Origin of the sequence: Ruegeria alba, assembly GCF_022321465.1 — a bacterium.
GTDB lineage: Bacteria > Pseudomonadota > Alphaproteobacteria > Rhodobacterales > Rhodobacteraceae > Ruegeria_B > Ruegeria_B alba.
On record NZ_JAKOEM010000003.1, the window covers coordinates 167,364 to 192,827 of the forward strand.

Sequence of the window (25,464 nt, forward strand, 5' to 3'; positions counted from 1 at the left end):
AAGGTCGCAAATGACGATTGCGCCGGATGCGCGTTCGCGGCTAAATGGAGGGGTCTGGTCCTGCCGGAGCAATCCGGATGCTAAGAGGGAATTTGGTGCGACCGCCCGTCGGTTCAGGCCAAAGCCGCCCCCGCGACTGTAAGCGGTGAGCCTCTGTTCAACCAGCCACTCCCGGGTTCGCTCCGGGGGGAAGGCGAACAGAGGCACCGACCCGCGAGCCAGGAGACCTGCCAGACAGGTAATGAAACACCGGCCGTCGGGTGCGGCGGCAAGGAGGAAATGACATGACGACCAAAACACTCAAGGCATCGGCCACCGGTTCCGCGATCCTGCCGGCTCTGTTCGCCGTGATCCTGGGCCTGGGCATCGTGACCCTGGCGGGCCATGTGCAGGCATCCGCGCTGCATGACGCCGCCCACGACGTGCGCCACGCAACCGGCTTTCCCTGCCACTGAACCATGTTCAGTCGCATTCTGACCAGCGCGTTGTTCGCTGGCGCTGCAGCAGGGCTGATTGCCGCCTTGCTGCAGTTTCTGTTCGTGCAGCCCGTGTTGCTGCATGCCGAGTTGTATGAAACCGGCGAACTGGTGCATTTCGGCGCCGAGGCGGTAAGTGCCCAGCCCGACCTGCCCGGCATGTTCGCCGATCCGATGCGCGATGCGCTGACGGTCGTTTTTGCAATGCTCACCTATACCGGCTATGCGGTGGTGATGGTCGCCCTGATGTCGGTGTCCGAGGGGATGGGTCATGCGGTCACCGCGCGCGCCGGTCTGCTCTGGGGTCTGGCCGGGTTCATCACCTTTCACTTCGCGCCCGGACTGAGCCTCGCGCCCGAGGTGCCCGGTGTGTCCTATACCGATATCACCGCCCGCCAGATCTGGTGGACCGCGACCGTGGCCGCGGCGGGTATCGCCATGTGGCTGATCGCCTTCGGCGGCAACCTGATGGCCTATGGCGCCGCCGCGCTGCTGTTGATGGCGCCGCATCTGATCGGCGCGCCCGAGCCTGACAGCTTTGCCGGCCCGGTGCCGACCGAACTGGGCGCCCTGTTTGCCGCCCGCGCCTTTGGTGTCGGGATGGCAGCCTGGGTGTTGCTGGGTGGTTTCGCCGGTTACTTCTGGCAGACCGAGAGCAAGCGCGCCGAAGCGCACGCCTGATCCGTCGACCCATATGCCCCGCCGGACCCGTCCGGCGGGGTTTTCCTTTGCTAGGAGACTGATATGTCCCGCTCTCTCGCTCTCTTCGCCATCGGCCTTGTCTTTGGTGGCGGTGCCGGTTTCGTCACCGCGGCGGCCTATGGTGTCACCTTTGACGGTCATGACCACGGCGACGCGGCCCAGCATGGCGCCCATGACACGGCACAAGGCGGCCACGACCACGCCCAGGCCACCCATCTGCCCGCAGGCCCCGACGCACCCGGTGTGTCCGTGGCACTGACCCGCGATCCGATGTCGGGCTGGAACCTGCATGTAAGCCCGCAGAATTTCCGCTTTGCCCCCGAAAACGCCTCGGCCAGTGACGTGCCGGGCGAAGGCCATGCCCATGTCTATGTCAACGACGTGAAACTGGCCCGGCTTTACAGCGAATGGATGCATATCCCCGACCTGCCCAAAGGTCCGGTCGAGGTGAAGGTCTCGCTGAACGCCAACAGCCACAGCCCGCTGATGGTCGATGGCATTCCGGTCGAGGCCGTGGTCACGGTTCAGGTGGAATAGGCCGGGATTCGCGCCAGCAGGCATTGCCGCAACCGTCCACAGGGACGGGCATCGGCAATCCAGCCTCCGGGGCTGTCCAGATAGACACGGCAGGTGGCGGCGATATCGTCGGCATCCGCCACCACGTCGAGGTCCGAGAACACATAGCTAGCCCGCCCCGGCCCCTGAAGGGCCAGCGCCACCGGGGTGGCGCAGGCGCCGAAACAGGCATGCTCCACCAGCTCCACCCGCCCGCTGAGCCCAGCGCGCGCCAACGCGTCGGACACGGCGGCACGCTCGGCCCCTTGGTCGCGGTCCCGCTCACCCTGACAGCTGGAGCAAAGGGAAAGGCGCATGTCGCTCATGGTGTCTCCTTGATCGGTGCGGCAGATGTGGCGCATCGGGTCCGCCGAGGCAAGCTCAACGCGCCATTTGCGCGGCCTCTATCCGCAGCGCATCCAGCACCCCGGCGACCGAGGGCGACAGGCTGGCAGATTTGCGCATCGACACGCCCACCGGCCCGATCGGGATCGGCACCGGCCAGTCGACCCGTGACAGTGTTCCGGCGCTGATATCGTGGCGCGGCACATGCGCGGGCATCACCGCCAGCATGTCCGACCCCACCAACAGGCCCCGATTGGCCAGATACGACACCGATTCCACCGCATAGGGCGGCGCACCACCGCCCAGGTCGACAAAGACCTGATCCAGCTGGCGGCGCAACGTGGTTTCCGCCGGTGGCAGGATCCAGGGGTATTCCATCAGGTCGGTCAGCGCGGGCGCGGCATGGCGATGTACCGGGTGGTCACTCCGGGCGACACATATCACCTCTTCGTCGAACAGCCTCTCCTGCACGATCTCGGCCCGGTGCCGGTGCATCGGCAAGCGCCCCACCACCAGATCGACATCGCCCGAGCGCAGCGCCGGCATCAGCACCTCGTTGGTGCCCTCGACCAGTTTCACCACCAGCCCCGGCTTGTCGGTCAGAAGCCGGGTCAGCACGCGGGGCAAAAACTCGGCCGAGGCGGCCAACAGCGTACCCACCACCACGCGCCCGCCATTGCCCTCGTTCAGATCGTCAAGTTCCTGGGCTGCATGGGAAATCTGCGCCAGGATCAGCTTGCCATGCCGGATCAGCGCCGCCCCGAACACGGTGGGCACCATGCCGCGATTGGTGCGGTCGAACAGCTGCACGTCGAAATCCAGCTCCAGATCCTTGATCAGCTTGGTGGCGGCGGGCTGGGACATGTTCAGCGCCTGCGCCGCATGCAGGATCGAATGCCGCTCGCCCACGGCGACCAGCAGGCGCAGCTGTTTCAGCTTGAGCCGGGTCAACACGCGCTCGACGATGCGGATCTGGGTGCGGTTCATGGTTTTTGCGATATCATGAAGCGTGGCTATCGGTCAAAGCGATAGCCGGATCGCCGCGCCGCGCTGTCGCAGCGCCGCCAGCAGGCTGAGCGCGGTCAGCGCCGAGGAACGCGGATTGCCCGGCAGCGGCAAGCCCTCGATCTGAAACCGGAACCGGCCAAAGGCGCCCTCGGCCGCAATCTCGTGGATATTGGCGGTGGCGCCGGGATCGGCGATCAGCTCGGCCCGGGTGGCGTCCAGCCCGGCCCCGGCCAGCGCCACGGCGGCGGCCACATTGGCGTTCTTGGGATAGGCCTGCGCCGCCGCGCGCGCGGTGCCGGTGAAATGGGTGGCGGGTGCGGTAAGCGCGTCCAGATCCAGCACATTTTCGGCGCGGCTGCCGCGCCAGCCCTGCGGCGGCTTGCGCCCGGTATAGGTGACCTGCAAGCCCGTCCCCATCGCCGCCGCCGCCAGCGCATCCAGCGCCCCGATCGCGCCCGAGGCAAGGCAGAGCCGCGTGCCACCGGCGCGGGCGGCAGCCTCCAGCTCGGCACAGAACACGACATCGGCCAGCGCACCGACCGAAACGGTCAGCACCTCGACCCCCGCGCCCAGCGCCGCCACCCCATGGGCGCGCAGGCCGGAATGACCGGCGCAATCGACCAGCAGGTCGGGCCGCTCGGACAGGCCCTCCAGCGCCTGCGCCACTGGCACGCCCAAGACCGCGTGCGCGGCCTGCTCTCGCCCGGGCCGGCAGAGCGCCCCGGTCAGCCTGACGCCTTCGGGCAGATGCGCCGCCACATGGGCGGCAATGGGCCCGTGCCCGATCAGTGCTATCCTCACGCTGTCCCCCTTTGGCCAACTGCTCCATAGTTTCCACATATCAGCATGATTGTGATATGCCGATTGCGGATAGCAGGATGCAATTTCGCGATTTGTGCCCACCCGGTCGGGCTTGCAGGATCGAGGCACCCGCCACCGCAACCGAGACCCCCGTGACCAGATCCGCACCCTATACCGGACAAGCGCTGCCCCGGCGCGAAGACCCCCGCCTGCTGCGGGGAGAGGGGCAGTATACGGGTGATATCCATCTGCCGGGGGCGCTGCATCTGGCCTTTCTGCGCAGTTCCCATGCCAGCGGGCAGCTCGTTGCCTGCGATACCTCTGTCGCCCGCGCGATGCCCGGCGTGGCAGCGGTGCTGACCGCCGCCGACCTCGGCGCTCTGGGTGGGCTCGAGGTCAACCCGGTGCTGCCGCTCGACCATGCCACACCCTATCCGATCCTTGCCGGCGACACGGTCTCGGCAGTGGGTCAGCCCATCGCGGCGGTGCTGGCCGAAACACCGGGACAGGCGCTGGACGCGGTCGAGGAGATCTGGGCCGAGATCGACGAGACCCCCTCCCCACCCTCCGAACTTCTGGCCATGCAACATTGGCAAAGCGGCGATCCGGCGGCAGAGTTTGCCCGCGCCGCCCAGGTGGTCACGGTCCGGGTCGCGCATCCCCGCCTTGCCCCCAGCCCGATGGAGCCGCGCGCCATCGCCATCCTGCCCGAGGGTGGCGGCTTGACAGTCTGGCTGTCCACCCAGACGCCGCACCGGGCGCGGGCCGATCTGGCCCGTATCCTGTCGCTCGACCCCGAACACCTACGCGTGATCGCCCGCGATGTGGGCGGCGCCTTTGGCATGAAGGCCTCGCTTTACCCTGAGGAGGTGCTGGCGGTCTGGGCCGCGCATCATCTGGGCCGCCCCGTGCGCTGGACCGCCACCCGCAGCGAAGAGTTCCTGTCGGCCACCCATGGCCGGGGGCTGACAAGTGAAGGCCAGCTTGCTATTGACGGTGACGGGCGGTTTCTGGCGCTCAAGGCCCGCGTCGAGGCGCCGCTGGGTCATTGGCTGCCCAATTCGGCGCTGATCCCGGCCTGGAACGCCGCCCGCATCCTGCCCGGCCCCTATGACATCGCCGCCACCGATCTGGGCACCAGCGCCCGACGCGCCCATACCGCGCCCACCGGCATCTATCGCGGTGCCGGCCGCCCCGAGGCCTGCGCGCTGATGGAGCGTCTGGCCGATGCCGCCGCCCGCGCCACCGGCCTTGATCCCGCCGAGATCCGCCGCCGCAACCTGAACCGCTTGAACGGCCCGCGCGACCTGCCCGCGGGCCGGGTCGAGGGGGCCGATTATGCCACGGCACTCGACCGCTTCCTGACGCTGGCCGATTACCCCGCCTGGTGCGCCCAACGCGACGCAAGACGCGCCGACGGCGCATTGGCGGGTGTCGGACTGGGGTTCTATGTCGAGCCCTCGGGTAAGGGCTGGGAAAGCGCCCGGGTCACCCTTGAGGCAGGCCGCGCCACAGTGGAATTTGGCGGCAGCAGCCAGGGCCACGGGCGCGAAACCGCGCTGGCCCAGATTGCCGCCGACGCGCTGGAGCTTTCGCCCTCCGATATCACCGTGCTGCATGGCGACACCGCCACCTGCCCGGCAGGCATCGGCGCGCTGGCCAGCCGCAGCACCCCCATCGGCGCCAGCGCCGTGCTCGAGGCCTGCCGCGAGATCATCCGCCGCCGGGGCGCGGGCGAAAGTGAACCGATCACCGCCGACACCGTCTATACCGCCCCGGGCGAGGCCTGGGGCCATGGTTGCTACCTCGCCGCGATCGAGATCGACCGCGACACCGGCGCCCCTCAGCTGACGCATATGGCCTGCCTCGACGATGCCGGGCGGCTGATCAACCCCATGCTGGCCGAGGGACAGGTGATGGGTGGCTTCGCGCAAGGTCTGGGAGAGGCGATGTTGGAAGCGCTGCATTTCGACGAGGGCCAGCTTCTCACTGGCTCGTTCATGGATTACGCGATGCCGCGCGCGGATGACCTACCGTCACTCACCATCCTCAAGACCGAGACGCTCGCCACCACCAACGCGCTCGGCGCCAAGGGCATCGGCGAGGCCGGCACCATCGGCGCCCCGGCGGCGATCCTGAACGCCGCGCTGGACGCGCTGGCGCCGCTGGGCGTGACCGATCTGCAAATGCCGCTTACCAGCCTGTCGCTCTGGCAGGCGATCACCGATGCAAGCAAGGAACCCCAGACATGAACTATGCCAAGAGCGAGGCCAAGGACCATGCCCGCGAACATATGCGCGGCATCTGGGCCGCCGCCCTCAACCCCTTTGCCGAGGATCTGTCGTTTGACGAGGCCGGTTTTCGCCGCAACATCCGCCACTGGGTCGATGATCTGGGCATCGAGGGCCTCTTCATCTGCGGCAAACAGGGAGAGTTCTTCTCGATGTCGCTGGAGGAGCGCAAGCGCAACCTCGAGGTCGCGGTCGAGGAATGCGCCGGGCGCGCGGGTACCATGATGTCGGTCTCGGACCAGAATTTCGACACCGTGCTGGAACTGGCCCGCCATGCCCAGGACGTGGGTGCCGATTATATCGTGGTGCATGCGCCGGTGCTGCATTTCGTGCATGACCGCGACGCGCTGCTTTACGAATACTACAAGGCCATCAGCGAGGCGGTCGATATCGGTATCGCCATGTGGAGCCATCCTGACAGCGGTTACCTGATGAGTCCCGAGCTATGCGCCCGCATCGCTGATCTGCCCAATGTGGTGGCGATCAAATACTCGGTCCCGCGCGAGATGTATGCCCGCCTGACCGAGCTGGCGGGTGACCGGATCCAGGTCTCTACCGCCTCCGAAGAGGAATGGTTCGACAATATCGTGGAACTGGGCTGGCGGCTTTACCTCTGCTCCTCGCCGCCCTACCAGCTGCAAACCGCAAACGACCGGCGCATGCATGACTATACCCAACTGGCTTTTGCCGGCCGCATCGACGAGGCACGCGCCATCCGCGACAGCCTCGACCCGGTGCGCCAGGCGATCAAATCCACCAAACCGGGCGGCAAGCCGCAGGCGCATGGCAAATACTGGCAAGAGCTGCTTGGACAGACCGGCGGGCGAGTGCGCTTTCCCATGCAGGAGCTGACCGAGGCGGAAAAATCCGCCACACGTGCTGCCTTTAAGGCCTGCGGCCTGCGCCTCTGACCCTTCATTTCGCTGAAAATACTCCGGGGGAGTCGCGCACGGCGCGGCGGGGGCAGCGCCCCCTCCCCAACTCCGCTAAAGCAGAACCTCGATCAGGTTTGGCCCCGCCTCGGTAAATCCCCGCTCCAGCGCCTGCGCAAAATCCTCGGCCCGCTCGACCCGGACAGCCGGCACACCAAGGCTTTGCGCCTGCCCGACCCAGTCGATGGCGGGCCGTTCCAGGCTCAGCATGTCCAGCGCGCGTGGGCCGGGGTTCATCACCCCCACGCCCGACAATTCGCCCAGCAGGATGCGATAGCTGCGATTGGCCCAGATCACCACGGTGATATCCAGCCCCTCTCGCGCCATGGTCCACAGCGCCTGCGGCATGTACATGGCCGAGCCATCGCCGGTGAGCGTCATCACCTTGCGGTCCGGGCGGGCGATGGCGGCCCCGATGGCGGCGGCCAGGCTGTACCCGATGGAGCCGCCGCAATTGTTGATCCATGTATGCGGCGCAGCGCCCAGCGTGGCGCCGTGAAAGGCGCGGCCCGTTGTCACCGACTCGTCCAGCACGATGGCGCCTTCGGGGATGCTTTGGCCCAGCACGGCGGCAACGCTCTCGGGCGTACAGGGGCCGCTGACCGATCCCGGTGCGACAGGCGGCGCGAGCACCGGCGCGGCACCCGCAGCGCCCACTGCCTGTTCCAACCCTGCCAGCGCGCCGTCCAGATCGGCGGCCCAATCGGCCAGCGCGATGATCTCGGCCTCGGGATGGGTCAGAACGGCGGGCTTGCCCGGATAAGCGAAAAAGCCGATGGGTGGCCGCGCGCCGAGCAAGACGATGCGCCGAAAGCGCGCCAGCGCCTCCAGCGCCATGTCGATCGGATAGGGCACGCGCGCCACCGGCACCCGGCCCGCGCCGCGCTCCATCCGCGCATTGGCCCATTCCGACAGCAACGCGCAGCCGGTTGCCGCCGCGATGCGGCCAGCACGTTCCAGGTTTTCCTCGGTAAGCGCTTCGCCCCCGAGCAGCAACAGGCTGTCCGGCCCGCTGAGCGCGGCGGCGGCCTGTTCCAGTGTCGCTGCCTCGACCGGCGCGCGCGCAGGCACCGGCAAGGCCGATGCCACCTTCCCGCCTGGGGTCCAGGCCGTGTCAGACGGCAGGATCAGCGTTGCCACCTGCCCCGGCGCGCTGCGCGCCGCCTGTACCGCGCGGGCGGCATCGCGCCCCACATCCGCGGCAGACAGCGAGGTCTCGACCCAATGCGACACCGGCCGCGCCAGCCCTTCGATATCCGCGGTCAGCGGCGCGTCCAGTTCCAGATGGCTGGCCGCGTGCTGGCCCACGATATTGACCACGCCTGACCCGGCCTTCTTGGCGTTGTGCAGGTTCGAGATACCGTTGGCCAGGCCCGGCCCGAGATGCAGCAGCGTCGCCGCCGGTTTGCGCGCCATCCGGTAATAGCCATCCGCCGCCCCGGTCGCGACCCCCTCGAACAGCGCCAGCACCGAGCGCATGCCCGGCACCTGATCGAGCGCCGCCACAAAATGCATCTCGGAGGTGCCGGGATTGGTGAAACAGGTATCGACCCCGCTTTGCAGCAGGCTGCGCACCAGGCTTTCGGCGCCGTTCATTTCGCTCATCACCCTCACTCCTCGCAATTGGGGCGAGCCTAGGCGGCGCGCGGCGTCACGTAAACGGTGCACGATATCGTGAGCAGCGGGGAGCGATGAAATCTGGCATCAAGGGTCCAGCAAAGGAGAGACCCGCCATGCGCCTTGCCATCCTCACCCTGATCACCTGCCTTGCCCTGCCCGCATTGGCGGGTGACCTGAGTCCGCGCCCGGGCTGGGCGGTACACGCCACGGCCAAGACCCATGCACAACTGGTCGAGGATACCCGCGCCGCGATCACCGCAAACGGCTTGGGCATCGTCACCCAGGCGGGCCCGACCGAGGCCGCCGCGAGGCGCGGCATCACCATTCCCGGCAACCGGGTCATCGGCGCCTTCAACAACGATTTCGCTGTGCGGATACTGGCGCTGTCCACCGCCGCGATGATCGAGGCACCGATCCGTTTCTACGTCACCGAAAATACCGATGGCACCGCGACACTGGGCTACAAGCTGCCCTCGCAGGTCTTTGCCCCCTATCTGGACGAAGGTGGCGACGAACTCGCCGCCATTGCCGCCGAGCTGGACGCACGGTTTGCGGCGGTGGCGGCGCAGGCAATCGCCTCACAGTGACGTGACCCCCCTTGCCTTCGGGCGCAGGCTCCGCAATCTCGGCCAGAACCGACCCCTGTAACGGAGCCCCACCATGTCAGACCCCCTTCCCCGCGCCGCCGACCTGCTGGCCCGGCGGCTGTACGAGGCGGGCTGCCGCCATGCCTTTGGCATGCCCGGCGGCGAGGTGCTGACGCTGGTCGATGCGTTGGACAAAGCCGGGATCATCTTTCATCTGGCCAAGCATGAGAATGCCGCGGGCTTCATGGCCGAGGCGGTGCATCACCGCGATGGCGCACCCGCGATCCTGCTGGCAACGCTGGGGCCGGGGGCGATGAACGGGGTCAACGTTGTGGCCAATGCGCTGCAGGACCGGGTGCCGATGATCGTGCTCACCGGCTGCGTCGATGCCGACGAGGCGCTGACCTATACCCATCAGGTGATGGACCATGCCCAGGTGTTCCGCCCGATCACCAAGGGCAGTTTCCGCCTGACCGCCGAAGGCTCGGATATCATCGCCGACAAGGCGGTGTCGCTGGCGATGCAGCCCCGCCCCGGCCCGGTGCATATCGACGTGCCGATCGGCGTGGCCGATACCCCGGTGCGCGAGACAAGGCGGCGGCGGCTGACCACGGCGGCCCCGGTGGCGCCCGGTGGCACCTGTCTGGAGACCGCCCGTCGCTGGGTCGCCGAGGCGCGGCGCCCGCTGGCGGTGATCGGCCTCGACGTGCTGGCGGACAACTCGAAATGTGTCCTGCAAGCCTTTCTGGAACATTTCGAAATTCCCTTTGTCACCACCTACAAGGCCAAGGGTATCCTGCCCGAGGATCACCGCCTGTGCCTCGGCGGCGCGGGCCTGTCGCCGCTGGCAGATAGCCACCTGTTGCCGCTGGTCAAGGCCGCCGACCTGATCCTGTGCCTGGGCTATGACCCGATCGAAATGCGCCCCGGCTGGCGCGAGGTCTGGGACCCCGAACACCAGCGGGTGATCGACATCTCGGCGGTGGTCAACGATCATTACATGCATCAGGCCGGGATCAATATCGTTGCCGATACCGGCGCCACGCTCGAGGCCATCGCCAAGGGGACGACCGGGCATGCCACCTGGCCCGCGGGCGAGCCGCAGGCGGCCCGCGCCGCGCTGGCCCGCGCCTTTCCGCAGGACGAGCTCTGGGGCCCCGCCGCCATCATCGCCGAGGCCCGCGCCGCCCTGCCTGCTGGCACGCTCGCCACCGCCGACAGCGGCGCCCACCGCATCCTGCTGAGCCAGATGTGGCGCTGTGACGAGCCGCGCGGGCTGATCCAGTCCTCGGGCCTGTGCACTATGGGTTGCGCCCTGCCGATGGCGATTGGTCTGAAACTGGCCGCGCCCGACCGTCCCGTAATCAGCTTCTCGGGCGATGCCGGGTTCCTGATGGTCGCCGGAGAGCTGTCGACCGCCGCCGAGATGGGCGGCAACCCGATCTTTCTGGTCTTTGTCGATGCCAGCCTGTCGCTGATCGAGTTGAAACAGCGCGGCCGCCAGTTACCCAATCGGGGCGTCGATTTCGGGCATCACGACTTTGCCGCCATCGGCCGCGCCTTTGGCGGGCATGGACACACCGTGCGCTCGCGGGCAGAGTTGCGCGCGGCGCTGGAGGCGGCGCAGGCAGCGGACCGCTTCACGGTGATCGCCGCCGAAATTGCACGAGGGGATTACGATGGCCGGATCTGAACAACCCAAAGGGCCGCTCGACGGGGTGCGCGTGCTGGACCTCAGCCGCATTCTGGCGGGGCCGACCTGTACCCAGCTGTTGGGTGATCTGGGCGCCAATGTGATCAAGATCGAGAACCCCGGCTCGGGCGGTGATGACACCCGCCAATGGGGGCCGCCCTATGTGACTGATGCGGATGGCAATCCAAGCGATCTGAGTGCCTATTTCATGGCCGCCAACCGCAACAAGAAATCGGTGGCGCTGGATATCTCGACGCCCGAGGGGCAGGCACAAATCCGGCGTCTGGCGGCACATGCCGATATCCTAATCGAGAATTTCAAACCCGGCGGGCTGGCCAAGTACGGGCTGGACTATGCGAGCCTCGGCCCGGAATTTCCGGGCCTTGTCTATTGCTCGATCTCGGGCTTTGGCCAGACCGGCCCCAACGCCTCGAAACCTGGTTATGACCTTATGGCCCAAGGGTTTGGCGGCGTGATGTCCCTGACCGGAGAGCCCGAGGGCGCCCCGATGAAGGTGGGCGTGGGCATCGCCGACGTGATGTGCGGCATGTATGCGACCGTGGGGATCCTCGCCGCGCTGCATCACCGCCAGTGCACCGGCGAGGGCCAGCATATCGACCTGGCGCTGGTCGATGCGCAGGTGGCCTGGATGATCAACGAGGGCGTCAACTATCTGACCAGCGGCGCCCTGCCCCAGCGGCGGGGCAATGCTCATCCCAACATCATGCCCTATGACGTCTACGCCACCAGCGACGGTCATGTGGTGCTGGCGGTCGGCAATGACAGCCAGTTCCGCCGCTTCTGCGGTTTTCTCGACCTGGGCGCGCTGGCGGACAACCCGCGCTTTGCCACCAACCAGGCGCGGTTGCAAAACCGCGCCGAACTGGATGCGCTGCTGCGACCGGCGCTGGCGGCGCGCAGCATGGCCGAGGTGATTGCCGGGCTCGAGGCGCTCAAGGTCACGGTGGGGCCGGTCCAGACCATCGACCAGGTCTTTGCCAGCGATCAGGTCGTGGCCCGGCAGATGCAGATCGACATGGAGGCCGAGCCCGGCCCGGTGCACCTGATCGGCAATCCGCTGAAACTGTCGCGCACCCCTGTCACCTATCGCAGGGCGCCGCCGCGCTGCGGGCAGGACACCGAATCCGTGCTCTCCTCGGACGAGCCGTTTGCAGACTGAAACATCGCCTGTCCCTGGGCGGCAAATTGCTGAAACAACAGGGGCATTCGGCGGCTTTTCCCCCATTTTCCGCACACGCGCTTTCACCAATTCGCGAGCGGCGTCGATCCTGATACGGGGCTCCAATAGACTTGGCAAAGGCGCGAACTGCCCCCTTTGCAAGGAACGGACCCGGTATGAGAGACGATGTTTTTGGACAGACCAACAGCCTGACCCGCGCGGACAGCGCCGAGGCGTGGGACGGCGTTCTGTTGGGCTTCATGGCCCATGCGGCAGTAACCCCGCAGCACCTGGCGCGGGTGTTGGAACTGGAACCCGATTTTGCCCTGGGCCATGCCATCAAGGGGCTGTTCATGCTGCTATTGGGCCGGCGCGAGATGACGCCGGTCGCGGTCGACGCGATGGCCGCCGCCCAGCGCGCGGCCGATGCGCACCCGGTAACGCCGCGCGAGGCGCATTACCTGGCCGCGCTGCGCCACTGGCTGGCAGGCAGCCCCAGCCGCGCGGTTGAGGAATTCGAGGCGGTGCTGCGCACCCATCCCGAGGATACGCTGGCGATGAAGCTCAGCCATGCGACCCGGTTCGTGCTGGGCGATCCCGACGGAATGCGTCGCTCGATCGAGCGGGTGATGCCCGCCTATGCCCCCGATCACGCCGGGCGCGGATACCTGCTGGGTTGCCATGCTTTCGCGCTGGAGGAAACCGGCGCTTACGACAAGGCAGAGATCGCCGGGCGGCAGGCGCTGTGGATGGTTTCGGACGATGCCTGGGGCCTGCATGCGGTTGCGCATGTCCATGAAATGAAAGGACAATCCGAACAAGGCCTGGAATGGTTGGCCGGGCGCGAGTCGGCCTGGTCCCATTGCAACAATTTTCGTTACCACGTCTGGTGGCACAAGGCGCTTATGCATCTGGACCAAGGCCAGATTGATCAGGTATTCGATCTCTACGATTCAGCGATTCGCAAGGATAAGACAGACGACTATCGGGACATATCGAACGCCACCTCGCTGCTGTCGCGGCTCGAGCTCGAAGGCGTAAATGTCGGAGACCGCTGGGAAGAACTGGCCGATCTGAGTGCCGCGCGCACCGAGGATGGATGCCTGATCTTCGCAGACCTGCATTACCTGCTGGCCCTGACCGGGGATACCCGAGAAGACGCCATCTCGCGAATGCTGCACCGGGTCAAACGCGATGCAGACATGGCCCAGTGCGACACCACACGCCGCATGGCCGACCCCGGACTGGCCGCAGCACAAGGGCTCGAAGCCTTTGGCGAGGGGCAGTATGGCCAAGCCTTCGACCACCTGCTGGCCGCGCGCGGCAGCATGCAGCTGGCCGGTGGCAGTCACGCCCAGCGCGACGTTTTCGAACGCATCACCATCGACGCGGGCCTTCGGGCGGGGCGTCTGGACGCAGTCGAGCGGGTGCTGGACGATCGTCGCGCCAAGCGCGGCGGTCATGAAGATACCTATGCCCTCGCCCGCCGGGCCTTGATCGAGGCGGGCCGCGACGACCGCGATTTTCACAGCGTTCCCGCGGAATGACGAGTGACACAGAAGGACCAAGGACGTATGGCGACGATTTCGCCCGCCTCTGATTTCGCCCCCACGGCCGCGGCGCCCCGCGCTGCGGCCACGGCTGCCAGAACCCGCGATCTGCGGCTGGATTTCTTTCGCGGTATCGCGATGTTCATCATTCTGGTGGCGCATATCCCTTTCAACCCCTGGGCCGGCTGGATCCCGGCGCGGTTCGGCTTTTCCGACGCGACCGAGATCTTTGTCTTCTGCTCGGGCATGGCCTCGGCCATCGCCTTTGGCGGCGCCTTTCTGAAACGGGGCTGGTGGATGGGCACCGCCCGCATCGCGTTCCGGGTCTGGCAGGTCTATTGGGCACATATCGGCCTGTTCTTCTTCACCGCCATGTGCATGGCGGCGCTGGATCTCTCGGGACTGTTTGAAAAGAGCTATGTAGACGGGCTGAACCTTCAGCATTTCTTTGGCGATCCGATGCCGCAGATCGTGGGCTTGTTTACGCTCACCTACGTCCCCAACTACTTCGACATTCTGCCGATGTATCTGGTGGTTCTGGCAATGATGCCGCTGATGATGGGACTCAGACAGGTTGGGTTCTGGGCGATGGCGCTGGCCTCGGTGCTGATCTGGGCAGTGGCCCAGACAGGTGCGCTGGCGCTGCCGGCGGAGCCCTGGTCCGAGCGGCAATGGTTCTTCAACCCGTTCGGCTGGCAATTGCTGTTCTTTACCGGCTTTGCCTTCATGCGCGGCTGGATCCCGGCGCCCCCCGTCCACAAGGCGCTGATTTGGGCGGCGGCGCTGTTCGTGGTGCTGTCGGCCCCGTTCGGCTCGTGGAAGGTGTTTCTGTGGGTCGATGCCTGGAACCCCACTGTCAGCGAGCCGATCCGCGAGACCTGGAAAGTGACCGGAGAGCTGCGCGACAAGACCGATTTCGCGCTGCTGCGCTATGTGCATTTCCTGTCGCTGGCCTATCTGGGTTGGGTCGTGGCAGGCGACAAGGGCGCGCGATTGCTGCCGCAGGGCACTGGCGGGCTGGCGCGTCTCTGGCAGATCGTTCTGAACGTCATCCTCAAGGTCGGTCAGCAATCGCTGGCGGTCTTCGTCTTCTCGATGGCCGCGGCCCGCCTCCTTGGTGTGCTGCTGGATCTGGGCGGGCGCGACCCCGCCACCGTTCTTGCCGTCAACCTGTTCGGCTTCGCCCTGATTGCAGCGGTTGCCTATGGCGCCGCCTGGTTCAAATCGCATCCCTGGAAATCCCGCACATGATGCTGTCTCGCCGTTTCTTTCTGGCCTCTGTCTCCTCTCTGGCGCTGGTGCCGCGCGCCTTTGCCGCTGCACCTGCCGAGCCTTTCGAGCGCGCAATGGTGACCGCCATGGCGCGCGATCTGGCATCGCGCGCCTACGCGCCGCGCCCCAGCGTGCCCGAGCCATGGCAGGCGCTGACCTATGAGCAATACCGCTCGATCCGGTTCCGCATCGACCACGGGCTCTGGGCCGGGACCGAGACCCCGTTCAGCGTCGATTTCTTCGCGCCCGGTCTCTATTTTCCGCGCGCTGTTCAGGTCGAGGCGGTCGAGAGCGGCATGACCCGCCCGGTCGCCTTCGAGATGGACATGTTCGACACCGGACCCGAGGTGCCGCCGCTGCCTGCCGACGAGGCACTGGGCTTCTCGGGCCTGCGTCTGCGTACCGAGATGCACCGCCCCGGCGAGACCGATGAATTCTGTGTCTTTCAGGGGGCCAGCTATTTTCGGGCCATCGGCCTGGGCGAGGCCTATGGCCTGTCGGCGCGCGGTCTCGCGCTCAAGACCGGCGATCCGATGGGCGAGGAATTTCCCGATTTCATCCGCTTCTGGCTGGAACGCCCTGAACCGGGTCAACGCACCATGGTCGTGCATGCGCTGATGGACAGCCCCTCGGTCACCGGCGCCTACCGGTTCGAGGTCACCGCCGGCGAGGATACCGTGATGGAGGTCGAGGCGACGCTGTTTGCCCGCGAGGACGTGGACCATGTGGGCTTCGGCCCGCTCACATCGATGTTCCTTTACGACGCCACCGATCGCACCCGGTTCGACGATTTCCGCCCTGCCGTGCATGACAGCAACGGTTTGATGATCCGCAATGGCGCGGGCGAGGTGATCTGGCGACCGCTGGCCAATCCGCGCGCATTGCAGATCTCGTCGTTTGTCGACGAGAACCCGCGTGGTTTCGGCCTGATGCAGCGGGCACGTGACTTTGCCGATTTTGCCGATCTCGAGGCGCATTACCACCGCCGCCCCGGCCTGTGGGTCAAACCGCATGGCGATTGGGGCAAGGGTGCGGTGACCCTGGTCGAGATCCCCGCCGATCAGGAGATCTATGACAATATCGTCGCCTATTGGCGCCCCGCGACCCCCTATGCCGCCGGCAGCGAGATTTCGCTGGCCTATCGTCTGACCTGGGGCGAGGAACCGCACCGCACGCCGCTGCCGCGGGTGATCCGCACCGCCATGGGCGAAAAGACCTTTGGCGAGGGGCGGCTGGTCGTCATCGACTTCGAAGCCAGCCCGCTGTTCGACGATGCCGATACGCTGGAACCGATCGTGCAATCGCCCCATGCCCAGATCGCCCCGCCGGTCCTGCAACGCAACCCCGACACAGGCGGCATGCGACTGGCGTTTTCCTTTGTTCCCGGCGAGGTCCCGCTGGTCGAATTGCGCGCCCAGCTGCGTCACGACAAGGAACCGGCCTCCGAAGTCTGGCTTTACAGGTGGACCGCGTGATGCGCGACGATCTTCATATCATGCCGCCCCGCGCGCCGCTCGACATGCGCGCGCAGGACTTCAGCGCCGGGTTCCGCGACGCGCAGGCCCCGTCCGACACCGCGCCGCAGGACGTGGCACTGTGGCGGGTGCTGGCCTTCTCGCCCGCCATGGCGGCAACGCTGGCGCTGGTCTGGCTGATGGGCGACTGGTTCTCGGACAGCGGCATCTCGGTAATCGAGCTGGTACTGCTGGCTCTGATCTCGTTCAACTTCTTCTGGATCGCCTTTGCGGTCAGCACCGTCCTTCTGGGCATGCTGTCGCTGTCGCGCCAGCCCGCCCGGGCACGCGCGGGCCGGGCCGGGCCGCTGAAGGTGGCGTTGCTGATGCCGGTCTATAACGAAGTGCCCTGGTATGTCCTGGGCAATGCCCGCACCATGCTGGAAGAACTCAAGGCGCGCGGCGGCCAGCATCAATACGCCATGTTCATCCTGTCCGACACCCGCGACGACGCCATTGCCGCGCAGGAACAGGCCAGTGTCGAGGCGCTGCGCACCACGCTGGCGCCGGATCTGGCGCTCTACTATCGGCGCCGGGTGGAAAACACCGACCGCAAGGTGGGCAATATCGCCGATTGGGTCGCCGGCTGGGGCGCCGACTGGGACGCGATGCTGGTGCTGGATGCCGACAGCCTGATGACCGGTCGCGCCATCGTCCGGCTGACCGACGCGCTGGCGCGTGACCCCGGCGCCGGGCTGATCCAGAGCTTTCCGCAACTGATTGGCGCGCAATCGGTTTTTGCCCGGATGCAGCAATTCGCCAATGGCGTCTATGGCGCCGCCTTTGCCGAGGGCATGGCCCGCTGGTGCGGGCAGGAAGGCAACTATTGGGGCCATAACGCGATCATCCGTACCGCCGCATTCGCCAATTGCGCGGGCCTGCCCAAGCTGCGCTCGCTTTCGGGGCGCGAAAAGCTGATCATGAGCCACGATTTCGTGGAGGCCGGACTGTTGCGCCGGGCCGGCTGGTCGGTGCGCTTCCTGCCGCGGATCCGGGGTTCCTATGAGGAAACCCCGCCCACCCTGATCGACCACGTGCTGCGCGACCGCCGCTGGTGCCAGGGCAACCTGCAACACCTGAACCTGCTGAGTGCGCGCGGCTTTCGCTCGGTCTCGCGGTTCCACATGTTCCATGGCGCCATAGGCTATCTGATGTCGCCGATCTGGTTTGCTCTGTTGGTGATGTGGGCACTGATCGGGCATGGGCAGGACGGATCGGTGCTGCATTATTTCAGCCCCGATAACCCCCTGTTCCCGCAATGGCCCGAGATGACCGAGGGTCGGCATGTGCTGATCATCGTGGTGATGTATGCGATGCTGCTCTTGCCCAAACTTCTGGGCGTCGTGGCGCTGCCGCTGAGTGGCGCGCATTACTCGGATTTCGGCGGCGCGGGCCGCTTCCTGCTGTCCTTCGTCTCCGAGGTGGTGCTGTCTATCCTCTATGCGCCGATCCTGATGGTACAGCAGATGATCGCGGTGTTTCGCACCTTTCTGGGCATCCAGAAGGGCTGGTCACCGCAGGCCCGCGACGGCGGCACTTATGGGCTGGCCACGCTGGTCAAATGCCATGCGCTGGAAACGCTGAGCGGCTTGGCGCTGGGTACCGGCATCGCATTGGGTCTGGTCTCGGTCTGGCTGGTGCCCATCGCGTTCAGCCTGGCGCTGGCGGTGCCGCTTTCGGCGCTGTCGGGCGTGACGGCGGGCACCGCGCGGCGGCTGATCGGCATGCGCGAGGAGTTCCGTGAGCCCGCGATCACCCGCAGTGCCCGCGCCTATCGCAACGAATTGAGGGCCTTGCTGGAACGCGGCAGCCGCATTCATCCGGCCGAGTGACGGGTCAGGGCGCGGGCAGCGCCTCGACCCAGTCAGCCATCATGTCGGCCCAGCCCTCGGGCACCGTATGGCCGCCGGGAAACAGCGCGAATTCCAGCGAACCGCCGCTGCAACCCTGCCAGTGGCGGCGCAGAAAGGTGCCCGTCTGATCAAAGCCGTCCGGCTTGTGCTCGACGCAACCATTGGTCTGGCGCCACAGTTCCAGCCCGGCAAAGATATCACCCTGCTGGAACCGGCCACCGCCCAGGAAACGTCCTTCGAGCGGCACGACCGGATCGGCCCAGCCATGGGTCTGGAACAGGTGCACCGGACCGGCACAGCTGTCGGGCTGGGGTCGCCAGAACCCGCCCGAGACCGGCACATAGGCCCGATAGGCCCCGGGCGTGGCGCAGGCCAGATAGGTCACCATGAAGGCGCCCGCCGAAAACCCGCCCAGCACCGCCCGCTCGGCATCGAGCCCGAAGCGCGCGCTGGCATCGGCCAGAACCTGGGCCAGAAAGGCGGTCTCGTCCCGTCCCTCCCATCCGGGAAAGAAGGTCCAGCTGCGCGGGCGACCCGGCGCGCGGGACTGGCCGTCGGGCGCGATCACCGCCCAGCCGCGCGCCAGCAAGGGCGCCACCAGCCGCGCATTGCGCAGGGTCGCCGCGCCCTCGCCGCCATGACCGTGCAAGAAGATCAGGACCGGCGGGTTCTCAACCTCGGGCAAGGCGATGTGATAGGTGCCGTCTGAGGTCTCGCAGGGGGCGGCGTCGCCTGCACAGCCTGCCAACGCCCCCTGTCCCCAGAAACCGGCCAGCAGCGCCAGAACAGCCGCGCGCCTCATTCCAGTGCCTCGGCATGGGCCACAACCGGCAGTCCGGCGCGCAGCCAGCCCGGCCCCGCGCGCGAGCCCAGCATCCCCTCGGGCACATCGATGATGCCGGTGAATCCGGCCTGCGCCAGTTGGTTGGCCAATCGGGCCGAGCGCACCCCGCGCGCGCAGATAAGGGCAATCGGTCGCCCCCGGTCTCCACCCGCCAGTTCATCAAGCACCGCCGCGAAATCCTCTCGCCGCATATCGAGCGGCTGTGCCCCGGCCCCGATCCCTGTCGAGGCCCATTCATCGGGACGGCGGATATCGACCAGCAATACCTTACCCGAGGCGGCCCGCGCATGTGCCTCTTCCACGCTCAGGGCGCCACCGGCGAAATCCTCGGGCGTCAGCAGGTATTCCCGAACGGCAAATCCGGCCAGGGCCGCAGCGCCCAGCACCAGTACGGCCCGGCGACCGAGCCGGTGGGCAAGCATGGTGGATGCGGTCAAAGCAGCGTCCTTTCTGTCGAATTCGCCTGTTTCTAACACGGACGGGCCCCTGCCGCGCGCCTGGATTGGCACCTGAATGATCAAGAAAACGTCAGTCCGGAATACATGAAACACTCTGTCGCGCCGAAACTTCGGGCTTTGCATCCTTGCAATACCGGCCAAGGACATAAATTATCGCTGCAAAGCGGAAACAAGAATAACCAGCAGCGGAGTAATCGACGGTGTCCCTCTTCCTCATCGCCGCCCTTCCCTTTCTCGGGGCAATCTTCCCTGCCCTGTTGATCCGGGCGGGACGCAACGCCTCGGCCTCGGCGGCGGGACTGACCAGCTTTCTGGCCTTTACCGGTCTGATGATCCATGCCCCGACCGTGCTGTCGGGCGGGGTGGTTACGGCAAGGTTCGACTGGCTGCCCGGTCTGGGTCTGAACGCCAATTTCATGCTGGACGGTCTGGGATTCCTGTTTGCAACGCTGATCCTGGGGATCGGCATGCTGATCATCCTCTATGCCCGGTTCTATCTGTCGCGGCATGACCCGATGGGGCAGTTCTATACCTATCTGCTGCTCTTCCAAGGCGCGATGGTGGGCATCGTCCTGTCCGACAACATCCTGCTTTTGCTGGTGTTCTGGGAGCTGACCTCGCTCAGTTCCTTCCTGCTGATCGGCTATTGGAAACACCTGCCCGAAGGCCGCCAGGGTGCGCGCATGGCGCTGGCTGTGACCGGGTCGGGCGGGCTGGCGATGATCGCGGGCATGTTGATCCTGGGCCATATCGCCGGGTCCTATGACCTGAGCGTGATCCTGCAACACAAGGAGGCGATCCAGGCCTCGCCGCTCTATCTGCCGGCGCTGATCCTGATCCTGTTGGGCTGTTTCACCAAATCGGCGCAGTTCCCGTTCCATTTCTGGCTGCCGCACGCGATGGCGGCGCCGACGCCGGTATCGGCCTATCTGCACTCGGCCACCATGGTGAAGGCGGGGCTGTTCCTGATGGCGCGCATGTGGCCGGTGCTGGCGGGCACGCCCGAGTGGTTCTATATCGTGGCCACCACCGGTCTGGTGACGATGGTGGTGGGCGCGGTCATCGCGCTGTTCAAGGACGATCTCAAGGCGCTGCTGGCCTTTTCGACTGTCAGCCACCTGGGGCTGATCACCATGCTGTTGGGCTTTGGCACCAAGGTCGCGGCGGTGGCGGCGGTGTTTCACATCATCAACCACGCCACCTTCAAGGCCGCCCTGTTCATGAGCGCCGGGATCATCGACCACGAGACCGGCACCCGCGACATCAAGCTGCTCGGCGGTTTGCGCCGGCTGATGCCGATTACCTTTGGCATCGCGCTGATCGCGGCCCTGTCGATGGCCGGCATTCCGCCGCTCAACGGATTCCTCAGCAAGGAGATGATGCTGGAAGAGACGTTCCACATCGTCTGGCTGGACAGTCATGTGGTGGTGCCTGCGCTGGCGGTTTTCGCGGCGCTGTTCTCGGCGGCCTATTCCTTTCGCTATATCGCGCATGTGTTCCTGGGGCCCGAGCGCGAGAGCTATCCGCAGAACCCGCATGATCCCGGTCCGGGCCTGTGGCTGTCGCCCGCCCTGCTGGTGGTGCTGGTGGTGATCATCGGCCTGAATTCCGCCACCGTGGCGGGACCGCTGGTCAAGGCCGCAGCCGGGGCAGTCATCGGGGGCGAATTGCCCTATTTCAAGCTCAAGCTCTGGCATGGGTTCACGCCCGCGCTCTACATGTCCATCGTGGCGGTGCTGGGCGGCCTGCTGCTTTTGGCGCTGCACCGGCATCTGGAGCGGTTCTGGAACGCCCTGCCCCGACCCGAGGCAAAGGTCATCTTTGATGCGGTGATCGACGCGCTGACCACGCTGTCGCGCCTTGTAACCGACGGGCTGCACAACGGTGTCATCAGCCGCTATGCCGCCATCATGGTCGCCTTTACCGTGGGCATCGGCTATTACGCCTATGCCTCGGGCAGCATGGGTGCACCGACCCGTGTGCCGCTACCCGCACCGATCCTGCCGATCATCGGCTGGGTATGCCTGGTGGGCGCAACACTGGCGATCATGTGGTTCCACCGCAATCGCCTGCTGTCGCTGGTGCTGATCGGGGTCGTCGGCCTGATCGTGTCGATGGCGTTCAACTATCTCTCGGCCCCCGACCTGGCGCTGACCCAGATCTCGGTCGAGGTGGTGACGATGATCCTGCTGCTGCTCTCGCTAAACTTCATGCCGACGGAAACGCCGGTGGACAGCACCAATGGGCGCAAGCTGCGCGATGCGGCGATCTCGATCGTCGCGGGCATCGGCGCGGGCGGACTGATCTATGCGCTGATGCTGCGCGATTTCGCCTTTCCGACGATTTCCGAGTTCCACCTGGCCAATTCCTACAAGGGCGGTGGCGGCACCAATGTGGTCAACGTGATCCTGGTGGATTTCCGGGGCTTTGATACCTTTGGCGAGATCATCGTGCTGGGCATCGCGGCGCTGGTGATCTTTGCCCTGACCGAAAGCGTGCTGGCCACCAAGGTGCGGGCCTATCTGCTCAATCGCAAGCCGCACTGGCCGCAATCGGGGGATGCGCATCCGCTGATGATGGTGGTGGTGACCCGCGTGATGATGCCCATCGCGCTGATGGTGGGGGCCTATATCTTCTTCCGGGGTCACAATCAGCCGGGCGGCGGTTTCATCGCCGGTCTGGTGGTCGCCATCGCCTTCTTGATGCAATACATGGCCAGCGGTTTTACTTGGGCGGCCGAGCGGCAGCGGTTCTATTACCATGCCACCATCGGCTGGGGCGTGCTGATCGCGGCGGCCACCGGTCTGGGCGCCTGGTTCAACGACATGCCCTTCCTGACCAGCGATTTCGGCTATCTGCACTGGCCGCCACTGGAAGAGTTCGAATGGGCCACCGCGATGCTGTTTGACACCGGCGTCTTCCTGGCGGTGCTGGGCGCGGTGATGCTGACGCTGGAAAGCCTGTCGCGCTTTGCCTGGCAGCCGGGGATGACCCAGGAATTCCCGATGGATATCAACCCCGCGCGCGAGGCGCTGCGCCAGTTCGTCGAGGAGACCAAGCAGAAGATGGCCGAACAGGGAAAGACCATAGACTCGGAAAAGGGGGCCTGAGATGGAAGCGCTTCTTGCATCCGCCGTGGGCGTTCTGACCGCCGCCGGCATTTTCCTGATCCTGCGCCGGCGCACCTTTCCGGTGATCCTGGGTCTGTCGCTGCTGACCTATGCGGTCAACGCTTTCCTGTTCGCCACCGGGCGGCTGGCGCTGAACGCGCCGCCGGTGCTGAACAAGTACAAGGAGGTCGCCTATACCGATCCGTTGCCGCAGGCGCTGGTGCTGACGGCCATCGTGATCTCGTTCGGGATGACGGCGGTGATCGTGATGATCGCGCTCAGCGCCTATCTGTCGTCGCGCGATGACCGCATCGACATGAGCGCGCAGGACAGTGTCGACGCGGCGGGAGAGGACGCATGAACCACTGGATCATCGCCCCCATCGTGCTGCCGGCACTGCTGGCGCCCTTCATCATCATGGTGCTGCGCTATCACCTTGATTTGCAGCGCATCTTTTCGGTCGCAGGCACCGTCGGCCTGGTCGGTATCGCGTTGACGCTGACCGCGCAGGCCTCGACCGGCGTTGTTCAAGTCTATGAGTTGGGGAACTGGCCCGCGCCCTTTGGTATCGTGCTGGTGCTCGACCGGATGTCGGCGCTGTTCGTGCTGCTGACATCTCTGCTGGCACTGGTCGTGGTGCTTTATGCGATGGGATCGGGCTGGGACAAACGCGGGCGGCATTTCCACCCGCTGTTCCAGTTCCAGCTGATGGGGGTTTGCGGTGCCTTTCTGACCGGCGACGCCTTCAACCTGTTTGTGTTCTTCGAGGTGTTGCTGATCGCCTCTTACGGGCTGATGACCCATGGCGGCGGTGCGGTGCGGCTTAAGGCCGGGGTGCAATATGTCACCTATAACCTGCTTGGCTCCACCCTGTTCCTGTTCGCGCTCGGTACGCTTTACGCGGTGACCGGCACGCTGAACATGGCCGATCTGGCGGTGCGGGTGGCCGAGTTGCCACCCGAGGATACCGCCCTGCTGCGCGTTGGGGCTGTCCTTCTGCTCCTGGTGTTCTGCATCAAGGCCGCGGTGCTGCCGCTGCATTTCTGGCTGCCGGCCAGCTATGCCAATGCACCGCTGCCGGTGGCGGCATTGTTTGCGATCATGACCAAGGTCGGCGCCTATGCCATCCTGCGCATGTATACGCTGGTCTTTGGCCCCGATCTGGCGATTGCCGAGGGGCTGGCGGGCGCCTGGCTGCTGCCCGCTGCTCTGGTCACGCTCGCGGTGGGCGCGATCGGTATCCTGGGCACCCAGCATATTGCCCGCATGGCGGCCTTTGGCGCCATCGCCTCGATGGGCACATTGTTGATCGCGGTCTCGCTGTTCACCCCGCAGGCCACGGCGGCGGCGCTGTATTACGCGGTGCATTCGACCCTGGCGGCGGCGCTGCTGTTCCTGGTCGCCGATCTGGTGATGGAGCGTCAGGGCGGACGCATCGACGGCATGCCGCCGATGGCGCAATCGGGGCTGATCGCGGTGCTGTTCTTTATCGGTTCGATCGCGCTGGCCGGGATGCCACCACTGTCGGGCTTTGTCGGCAAGCTGCTGGTGATGGACGCCGCGCGCGACGCGGGAGATTTCGCCGCGATCTGGGCGGTGATCCTGATCAGCTCCTTCGTCACCATCGTCGGTCTGGCGCGGGCGGGGTCGCTGATCTTCTGGCAGAGCCATGACGAGCGTCACAACACCGAGCCGGACCCGGAAAACGAGGACGAGGTGATCCACCAACCCGCGCCCGAACCGATGCCCGGCCTGACCTTTGCCGCCGTGTTCGGCCTGGTGGCCGGTCTGGCGGCGGTCACCCTCTTTGCCGGGCCGATGATGGACTATACCCGCGCCACCGCGGAACAGCTTTATGCGCCGCAAGGGTATATCGACGCCGTGCTGACGGGAGATGAAGAATGAAGCTCTTGCGCCGCATCTTTCCACACCCGCATCTGACGCTGCTGTTGACGCTGGTCTGGGTGCTGCTGGCCAACGCGCCCTCGCTCAACTCGGTGCTGTTCGGGCTGATCCTGGGGATCGTGATCCCCTTCATCACCCAGCCCTATTGGCCGGACCGACCCAAACTGCGCAACTGGCCGATGGTGGTGGAATACATTCTGGTCGTGCTGTGGGATATCGTGGTGGCCAATGTCACCGTTGCCGGCATCATCCTGTTCAAGCGCGACGCCGACCGCAAACCGGCCTGGATCTCGATCCCGCTGGAACTGCGCAGCCCCGAGGCGATCACCGTTCTGGCGGGCACCATCACCATGACCCCCGGTACCGTCAGCTGCGACCTGTCCGAGCGCGGCCTGAACCTGCTGGTGCATTGCCTGGACGCGCCCGACCCCGACGCGGTGCGCGACGAGATCAAGCACCGCTATGAACGCCGCCTGAAGGAGATTTTCGAATGATCCTGACCTATGCGATCTATTTCACTTTTGCCTGTTTCGGCGCGGCGATCATGATGTGCCTGTGGCGGATCATTACCGCCGACGGGGTCGGTACACGGGTGCTGGCGCTGGATACGATGGTGATCAACACCATCGCGCTGATGATCCTTTATGGCCTGGCCATCGGCAGCGAGATCTTCTTCGAGGCGGCCATGATCATCGCCATGCTGGGTTTTGTTTCAACCGTGGCCTATGCGCGCTTCATGCTGCGCGGCAATATCATCGAGTGAGGGCA

General features: G+C 65.9%; 23 protein-coding genes and 1 riboswitch. Of the genes, 17 read left to right on the forward strand and 6 right to left on the reverse strand.

Going from position 1 to position 25,464, the window contains the following annotated elements; translation table 11 throughout:
• Positions 1-38 precede the first annotated feature (38 nt).
• A riboswitch (cobalamin riboswitch) is annotated at positions 39-249 on the forward strand.
• A gap of 35 nt (positions 250-284) precedes the next feature.
• The 3 genes from MB818_RS06435 to MB818_RS06445 all read left to right on the forward strand — a co-directional run bounded on the left by MB818_RS06435 (position 285) and on the right by MB818_RS06445 (position 1,715).
• Entirely contained in the window at positions 285-455 is a 171-nt protein-coding gene (locus MB818_RS06435; RefSeq protein ID WP_234138881.1) for a CbtB domain-containing protein, read from the forward strand.
• A gap of 3 nt (positions 456-458) precedes the next feature.
• Positions 459-1,157, forward strand: a complete 699-nt coding sequence (locus tag MB818_RS06440) for a CbtA family protein (protein ID WP_238904478.1) — start codon at positions 459-461, stop codon at positions 1,155-1,157.
• Positions 1,158-1,220: 63 nt separating this feature from the next.
• Positions 1,221-1,715: a hypothetical protein gene (locus tag MB818_RS06445; RefSeq protein WP_234163084.1), complete on the forward strand. Its 495-nt coding sequence runs from the start codon at positions 1,221-1,223 to the stop codon at positions 1,713-1,715.
• Here MB818_RS06445 and MB818_RS06450 read toward each other — a convergent pair.
• The 3 genes from MB818_RS06450 to MB818_RS06460 are packed head-to-tail and all read right to left on the reverse strand — an operon-like array spanning position 1,703 to position 3,926.
• On the reverse strand, positions 1,703-2,059 hold the full coding sequence (locus MB818_RS06450; protein ID WP_234138878.1) for a DUF1636 family protein: 357 nt from the start codon (positions 2,057-2,059) through the stop codon (positions 1,703-1,705). The two genes, MB818_RS06445 and MB818_RS06450, sit on opposite strands and share 13 nt — an antisense overlap.
• A gap of 55 nt (positions 2,060-2,114) precedes the next feature.
• Entirely contained in the window at positions 2,115-3,065 is a 951-nt protein-coding gene (locus MB818_RS06455; protein ID WP_238904479.1) for a LysR substrate-binding domain-containing protein, read from the reverse strand.
• A 33-nt stretch (positions 3,066-3,098) separates the two neighbouring features.
• A complete protein-coding gene (locus MB818_RS06460) occupies positions 3,099-3,926 on the reverse strand; it encodes an aspartate dehydrogenase (RefSeq protein ID WP_238904481.1) in 828 nt (275 codons plus the stop codon).
• A gap of 113 nt (positions 3,927-4,039) precedes the next feature.
• On the opposite strand from MB818_RS06460, the gene MB818_RS06465 reads away from it, so the two are divergent.
• Both MB818_RS06465 and MB818_RS06470 read left to right on the forward strand, forming a co-directional pair.
• A complete protein-coding gene (locus MB818_RS06465; RefSeq protein ID WP_238904484.1) occupies positions 4,040-6,139 on the forward strand; it encodes a xanthine dehydrogenase family protein molybdopterin-binding subunit in 2,100 nt (699 codons plus the stop codon).
• Positions 6,136-7,089: a dihydrodipicolinate synthase family protein gene (locus tag MB818_RS06470; protein ID WP_238904486.1), complete on the forward strand. Its 954-nt coding sequence runs from the start codon at positions 6,136-6,138 to the stop codon at positions 7,087-7,089. The genes MB818_RS06465 and MB818_RS06470 overlap by 4 nt, the downstream gene beginning before the upstream one ends.
• Positions 7,090-7,164: 75 nt before the next feature.
• Here MB818_RS06470 and MB818_RS06475 read toward each other — a convergent pair whose 3' ends face one another.
• On the reverse strand, positions 7,165-8,715 hold the full coding sequence (locus tag MB818_RS06475; RefSeq protein ID WP_238904488.1) for an acetolactate synthase large subunit: 1,551 nt from the start codon (positions 8,713-8,715) through the stop codon (positions 7,165-7,167).
• Positions 8,716-8,843: 128 nt separating this feature from the next.
• On the opposite strand from MB818_RS06475, the gene MB818_RS06480 reads away from it, so the two are divergent.
• The 7 genes from MB818_RS06480 to mdoH all read left to right on the forward strand — a co-directional run bounded on the left by MB818_RS06480 (position 8,844) and on the right by mdoH (position 18,358).
• Positions 8,844-9,317, forward strand: a complete 474-nt coding sequence (locus MB818_RS06480; RefSeq protein WP_234143420.1) for a DUF302 domain-containing protein — start codon at positions 8,844-8,846, stop codon at positions 9,315-9,317.
• Between the two features lie 73 nt (positions 9,318-9,390).
• Positions 9,391-11,010 (forward strand): thiamine pyrophosphate-binding protein, encoded by a 1,620-nt coding sequence (locus MB818_RS06485; RefSeq protein ID WP_234217005.1) that lies wholly within the window; start codon positions 9,391-9,393, stop codon positions 11,008-11,010.
• Entirely contained in the window at positions 10,997-12,190 is a 1,194-nt protein-coding gene (locus MB818_RS06490; protein ID WP_238904491.1) for a CaiB/BaiF CoA transferase family protein, read from the forward strand. Before MB818_RS06485 ends, MB818_RS06490 begins: the two co-directional genes overlap by 14 nt.
• Positions 12,191-12,366: 176 nt before the next feature.
• Positions 12,367-13,737: a tetratricopeptide repeat protein gene (locus MB818_RS06495; protein WP_238904493.1), complete on the forward strand. Its 1,371-nt coding sequence runs from the start codon at positions 12,367-12,369 to the stop codon at positions 13,735-13,737.
• A 27-nt stretch (positions 13,738-13,764) separates the two neighbouring features.
• Positions 13,765-14,991: an OpgC family protein gene (locus tag MB818_RS06500; RefSeq protein WP_234217008.1), complete on the forward strand. Its 1,227-nt coding sequence runs from the start codon at positions 13,765-13,767 to the stop codon at positions 14,989-14,991.
• Positions 14,988-16,487 carry an OpgD/OpgG family glucan biosynthesis protein gene (locus MB818_RS06505; protein ID WP_238904495.1) on the forward strand — a complete coding sequence of 500 codons (1,500 nt, stop codon included), beginning with the start codon at positions 14,988-14,990 and terminating at the stop codon, positions 16,485-16,487. Before MB818_RS06500 ends, MB818_RS06505 begins: the two co-directional genes overlap by 4 nt.
• Positions 16,487-18,358: a glucans biosynthesis glucosyltransferase MdoH gene (gene mdoH / locus MB818_RS06510; RefSeq protein ID WP_238904497.1), complete on the forward strand. Its 1,872-nt coding sequence runs from the start codon at positions 16,487-16,489 to the stop codon at positions 18,356-18,358. Before MB818_RS06505 ends, mdoH begins: the two co-directional genes overlap by 1 nt.
• Positions 18,359-18,362: 4 nt before the next feature.
• Here mdoH and MB818_RS06515 read toward each other — a convergent pair whose 3' ends face one another.
• Together MB818_RS06515 and MB818_RS06520 are read right to left on the reverse strand one after the other, a co-directional pair.
• Positions 18,363-19,181 (reverse strand): CE1 family esterase, encoded by an 819-nt coding sequence (locus MB818_RS06515; RefSeq protein ID WP_234138865.1) that lies wholly within the window; start codon positions 19,179-19,181, stop codon positions 18,363-18,365.
• Complete coding sequence (locus MB818_RS06520; RefSeq protein ID WP_439653277.1) at positions 19,178-19,645, reverse strand: rhodanese-like domain-containing protein; 468 nt, start codon at positions 19,643-19,645, stop codon at positions 19,178-19,180. Before MB818_RS06520 ends, MB818_RS06515 begins: the two co-directional genes overlap by 4 nt.
• Before the next feature lie 236 nt (positions 19,646-19,881).
• Between MB818_RS06520 and MB818_RS06525 the strand changes: the two genes are divergently transcribed.
• The 5 genes from MB818_RS06525 to MB818_RS06545 are packed head-to-tail and all read left to right on the forward strand — an operon-like array spanning position 19,882 to position 25,459.
• The gene (locus MB818_RS06525; RefSeq protein ID WP_234138863.1) at positions 19,882-22,791 is read left to right on the forward strand and encodes a monovalent cation/H+ antiporter subunit A; all 2,910 of its coding nucleotides are present in this window, start codon (positions 19,882-19,884) and stop codon (positions 22,789-22,791) included.
• A gap of 1 nt (position 22,792) precedes the next feature.
• A complete protein-coding gene (locus MB818_RS06530) occupies positions 22,793-23,152 on the forward strand; it encodes a Na+/H+ antiporter subunit C (RefSeq protein ID WP_234138862.1) in 360 nt (119 codons plus the stop codon).
• Positions 23,149-24,696 carry a monovalent cation/H+ antiporter subunit D gene (locus tag MB818_RS06535; protein ID WP_234163091.1) on the forward strand — a complete coding sequence of 516 codons (1,548 nt, stop codon included), beginning with the start codon at positions 23,149-23,151 and terminating at the stop codon, positions 24,694-24,696. The genes MB818_RS06530 and MB818_RS06535 overlap by 4 nt, the downstream gene beginning before the upstream one ends.
• Entirely contained in the window at positions 24,693-25,190 is a 498-nt protein-coding gene (locus tag MB818_RS06540) for a Na+/H+ antiporter subunit E (RefSeq protein WP_234138860.1), read from the forward strand. The genes MB818_RS06535 and MB818_RS06540 overlap by 4 nt, the downstream gene beginning before the upstream one ends.
• Complete coding sequence (locus tag MB818_RS06545; RefSeq protein ID WP_235776030.1) at positions 25,187-25,459, forward strand: K+/H+ antiporter subunit F; 273 nt, start codon at positions 25,187-25,189, stop codon at positions 25,457-25,459. The genes MB818_RS06540 and MB818_RS06545 overlap by 4 nt, the downstream gene beginning before the upstream one ends.
• Positions 25,460-25,464: the final 5 nt, after the last annotated feature.

Excerpts from the sequence above, each read along its gene's own strand:
- MB818_RS06475 (WP_238904488.1), bottom strand. The coding sequence starts at position 8,715 with ATGAGCGAAATGAACGGCGCCGAAAGCCTGGTGCGCAGCCTGCTGCAA.
- MB818_RS06450 (WP_234138878.1), bottom strand. The coding sequence starts at position 2,059 with ATGAGCGACATGCGCCTTTCCCTTTGCTCCAGCTGTCAGGGTGAGCGG.
- mdoH (WP_238904497.1), top strand. The coding sequence starts at position 16,487 with ATGCGCGACGATCTTCATATCATGCCGCCCCGCGCGCCGCTCGACATG.
- MB818_RS06460 (WP_238904481.1), bottom strand. The coding sequence starts at position 3,926 with ATGTGGAAACTATGGAGCAGTTGGCCAAAGGGGGACAGCGTGAGGATA.
- MB818_RS06480 (WP_234143420.1), top strand. The coding sequence starts at position 8,844 with ATGCGCCTTGCCATCCTCACCCTGATCACCTGCCTTGCCCTGCCCGCA.
- MB818_RS06540 (WP_234138860.1), top strand. The coding sequence starts at position 24,693 with ATGAAGCTCTTGCGCCGCATCTTTCCACACCCGCATCTGACGCTGCTG.
- MB818_RS06470 (WP_238904486.1), top strand. The coding sequence starts at position 6,136 with ATGAACTATGCCAAGAGCGAGGCCAAGGACCATGCCCGCGAACATATG.
- MB818_RS06445 (WP_234163084.1), top strand. The coding sequence starts at position 1,221 with ATGTCCCGCTCTCTCGCTCTCTTCGCCATCGGCCTTGTCTTTGGTGGC.
- MB818_RS06500 (WP_234217008.1), top strand. The coding sequence starts at position 13,765 with ATGGCGACGATTTCGCCCGCCTCTGATTTCGCCCCCACGGCCGCGGCG.
- MB818_RS06515 (WP_234138865.1), bottom strand. The coding sequence starts at position 19,181 with ATGAGGCGCGCGGCTGTTCTGGCGCTGCTGGCCGGTTTCTGGGGACAG.
- MB818_RS06505 (WP_238904495.1), top strand. The coding sequence starts at position 14,988 with ATGATGCTGTCTCGCCGTTTCTTTCTGGCCTCTGTCTCCTCTCTGGCG.
- MB818_RS06545 (WP_235776030.1), top strand. The coding sequence starts at position 25,187 with ATGATCCTGACCTATGCGATCTATTTCACTTTTGCCTGTTTCGGCGCG.
- MB818_RS06490 (WP_238904491.1), top strand. The coding sequence starts at position 10,997 with ATGGCCGGATCTGAACAACCCAAAGGGCCGCTCGACGGGGTGCGCGTG.
- MB818_RS06535 (WP_234163091.1), top strand. The coding sequence starts at position 23,149 with ATGAACCACTGGATCATCGCCCCCATCGTGCTGCCGGCACTGCTGGCG.
- MB818_RS06435 (WP_234138881.1), top strand. The coding sequence starts at position 285 with ATGACGACCAAAACACTCAAGGCATCGGCCACCGGTTCCGCGATCCTG.
- MB818_RS06530 (WP_234138862.1), top strand. The coding sequence starts at position 22,793 with ATGGAAGCGCTTCTTGCATCCGCCGTGGGCGTTCTGACCGCCGCCGGC.
- MB818_RS06440 (WP_238904478.1), top strand. The coding sequence starts at position 459 with ATGTTCAGTCGCATTCTGACCAGCGCGTTGTTCGCTGGCGCTGCAGCA.
- MB818_RS06520 (WP_439653277.1), bottom strand. The coding sequence starts at position 19,645 with ATGCTTGCCCACCGGCTCGGTCGCCGGGCCGTACTGGTGCTGGGCGCT.
- MB818_RS06495 (WP_238904493.1), top strand. The coding sequence starts at position 12,367 with ATGAGAGACGATGTTTTTGGACAGACCAACAGCCTGACCCGCGCGGAC.
- MB818_RS06485 (WP_234217005.1), top strand. The coding sequence starts at position 9,391 with ATGTCAGACCCCCTTCCCCGCGCCGCCGACCTGCTGGCCCGGCGGCTG.
- MB818_RS06455 (WP_238904479.1), bottom strand. The coding sequence starts at position 3,065 with ATGAACCGCACCCAGATCCGCATCGTCGAGCGCGTGTTGACCCGGCTC.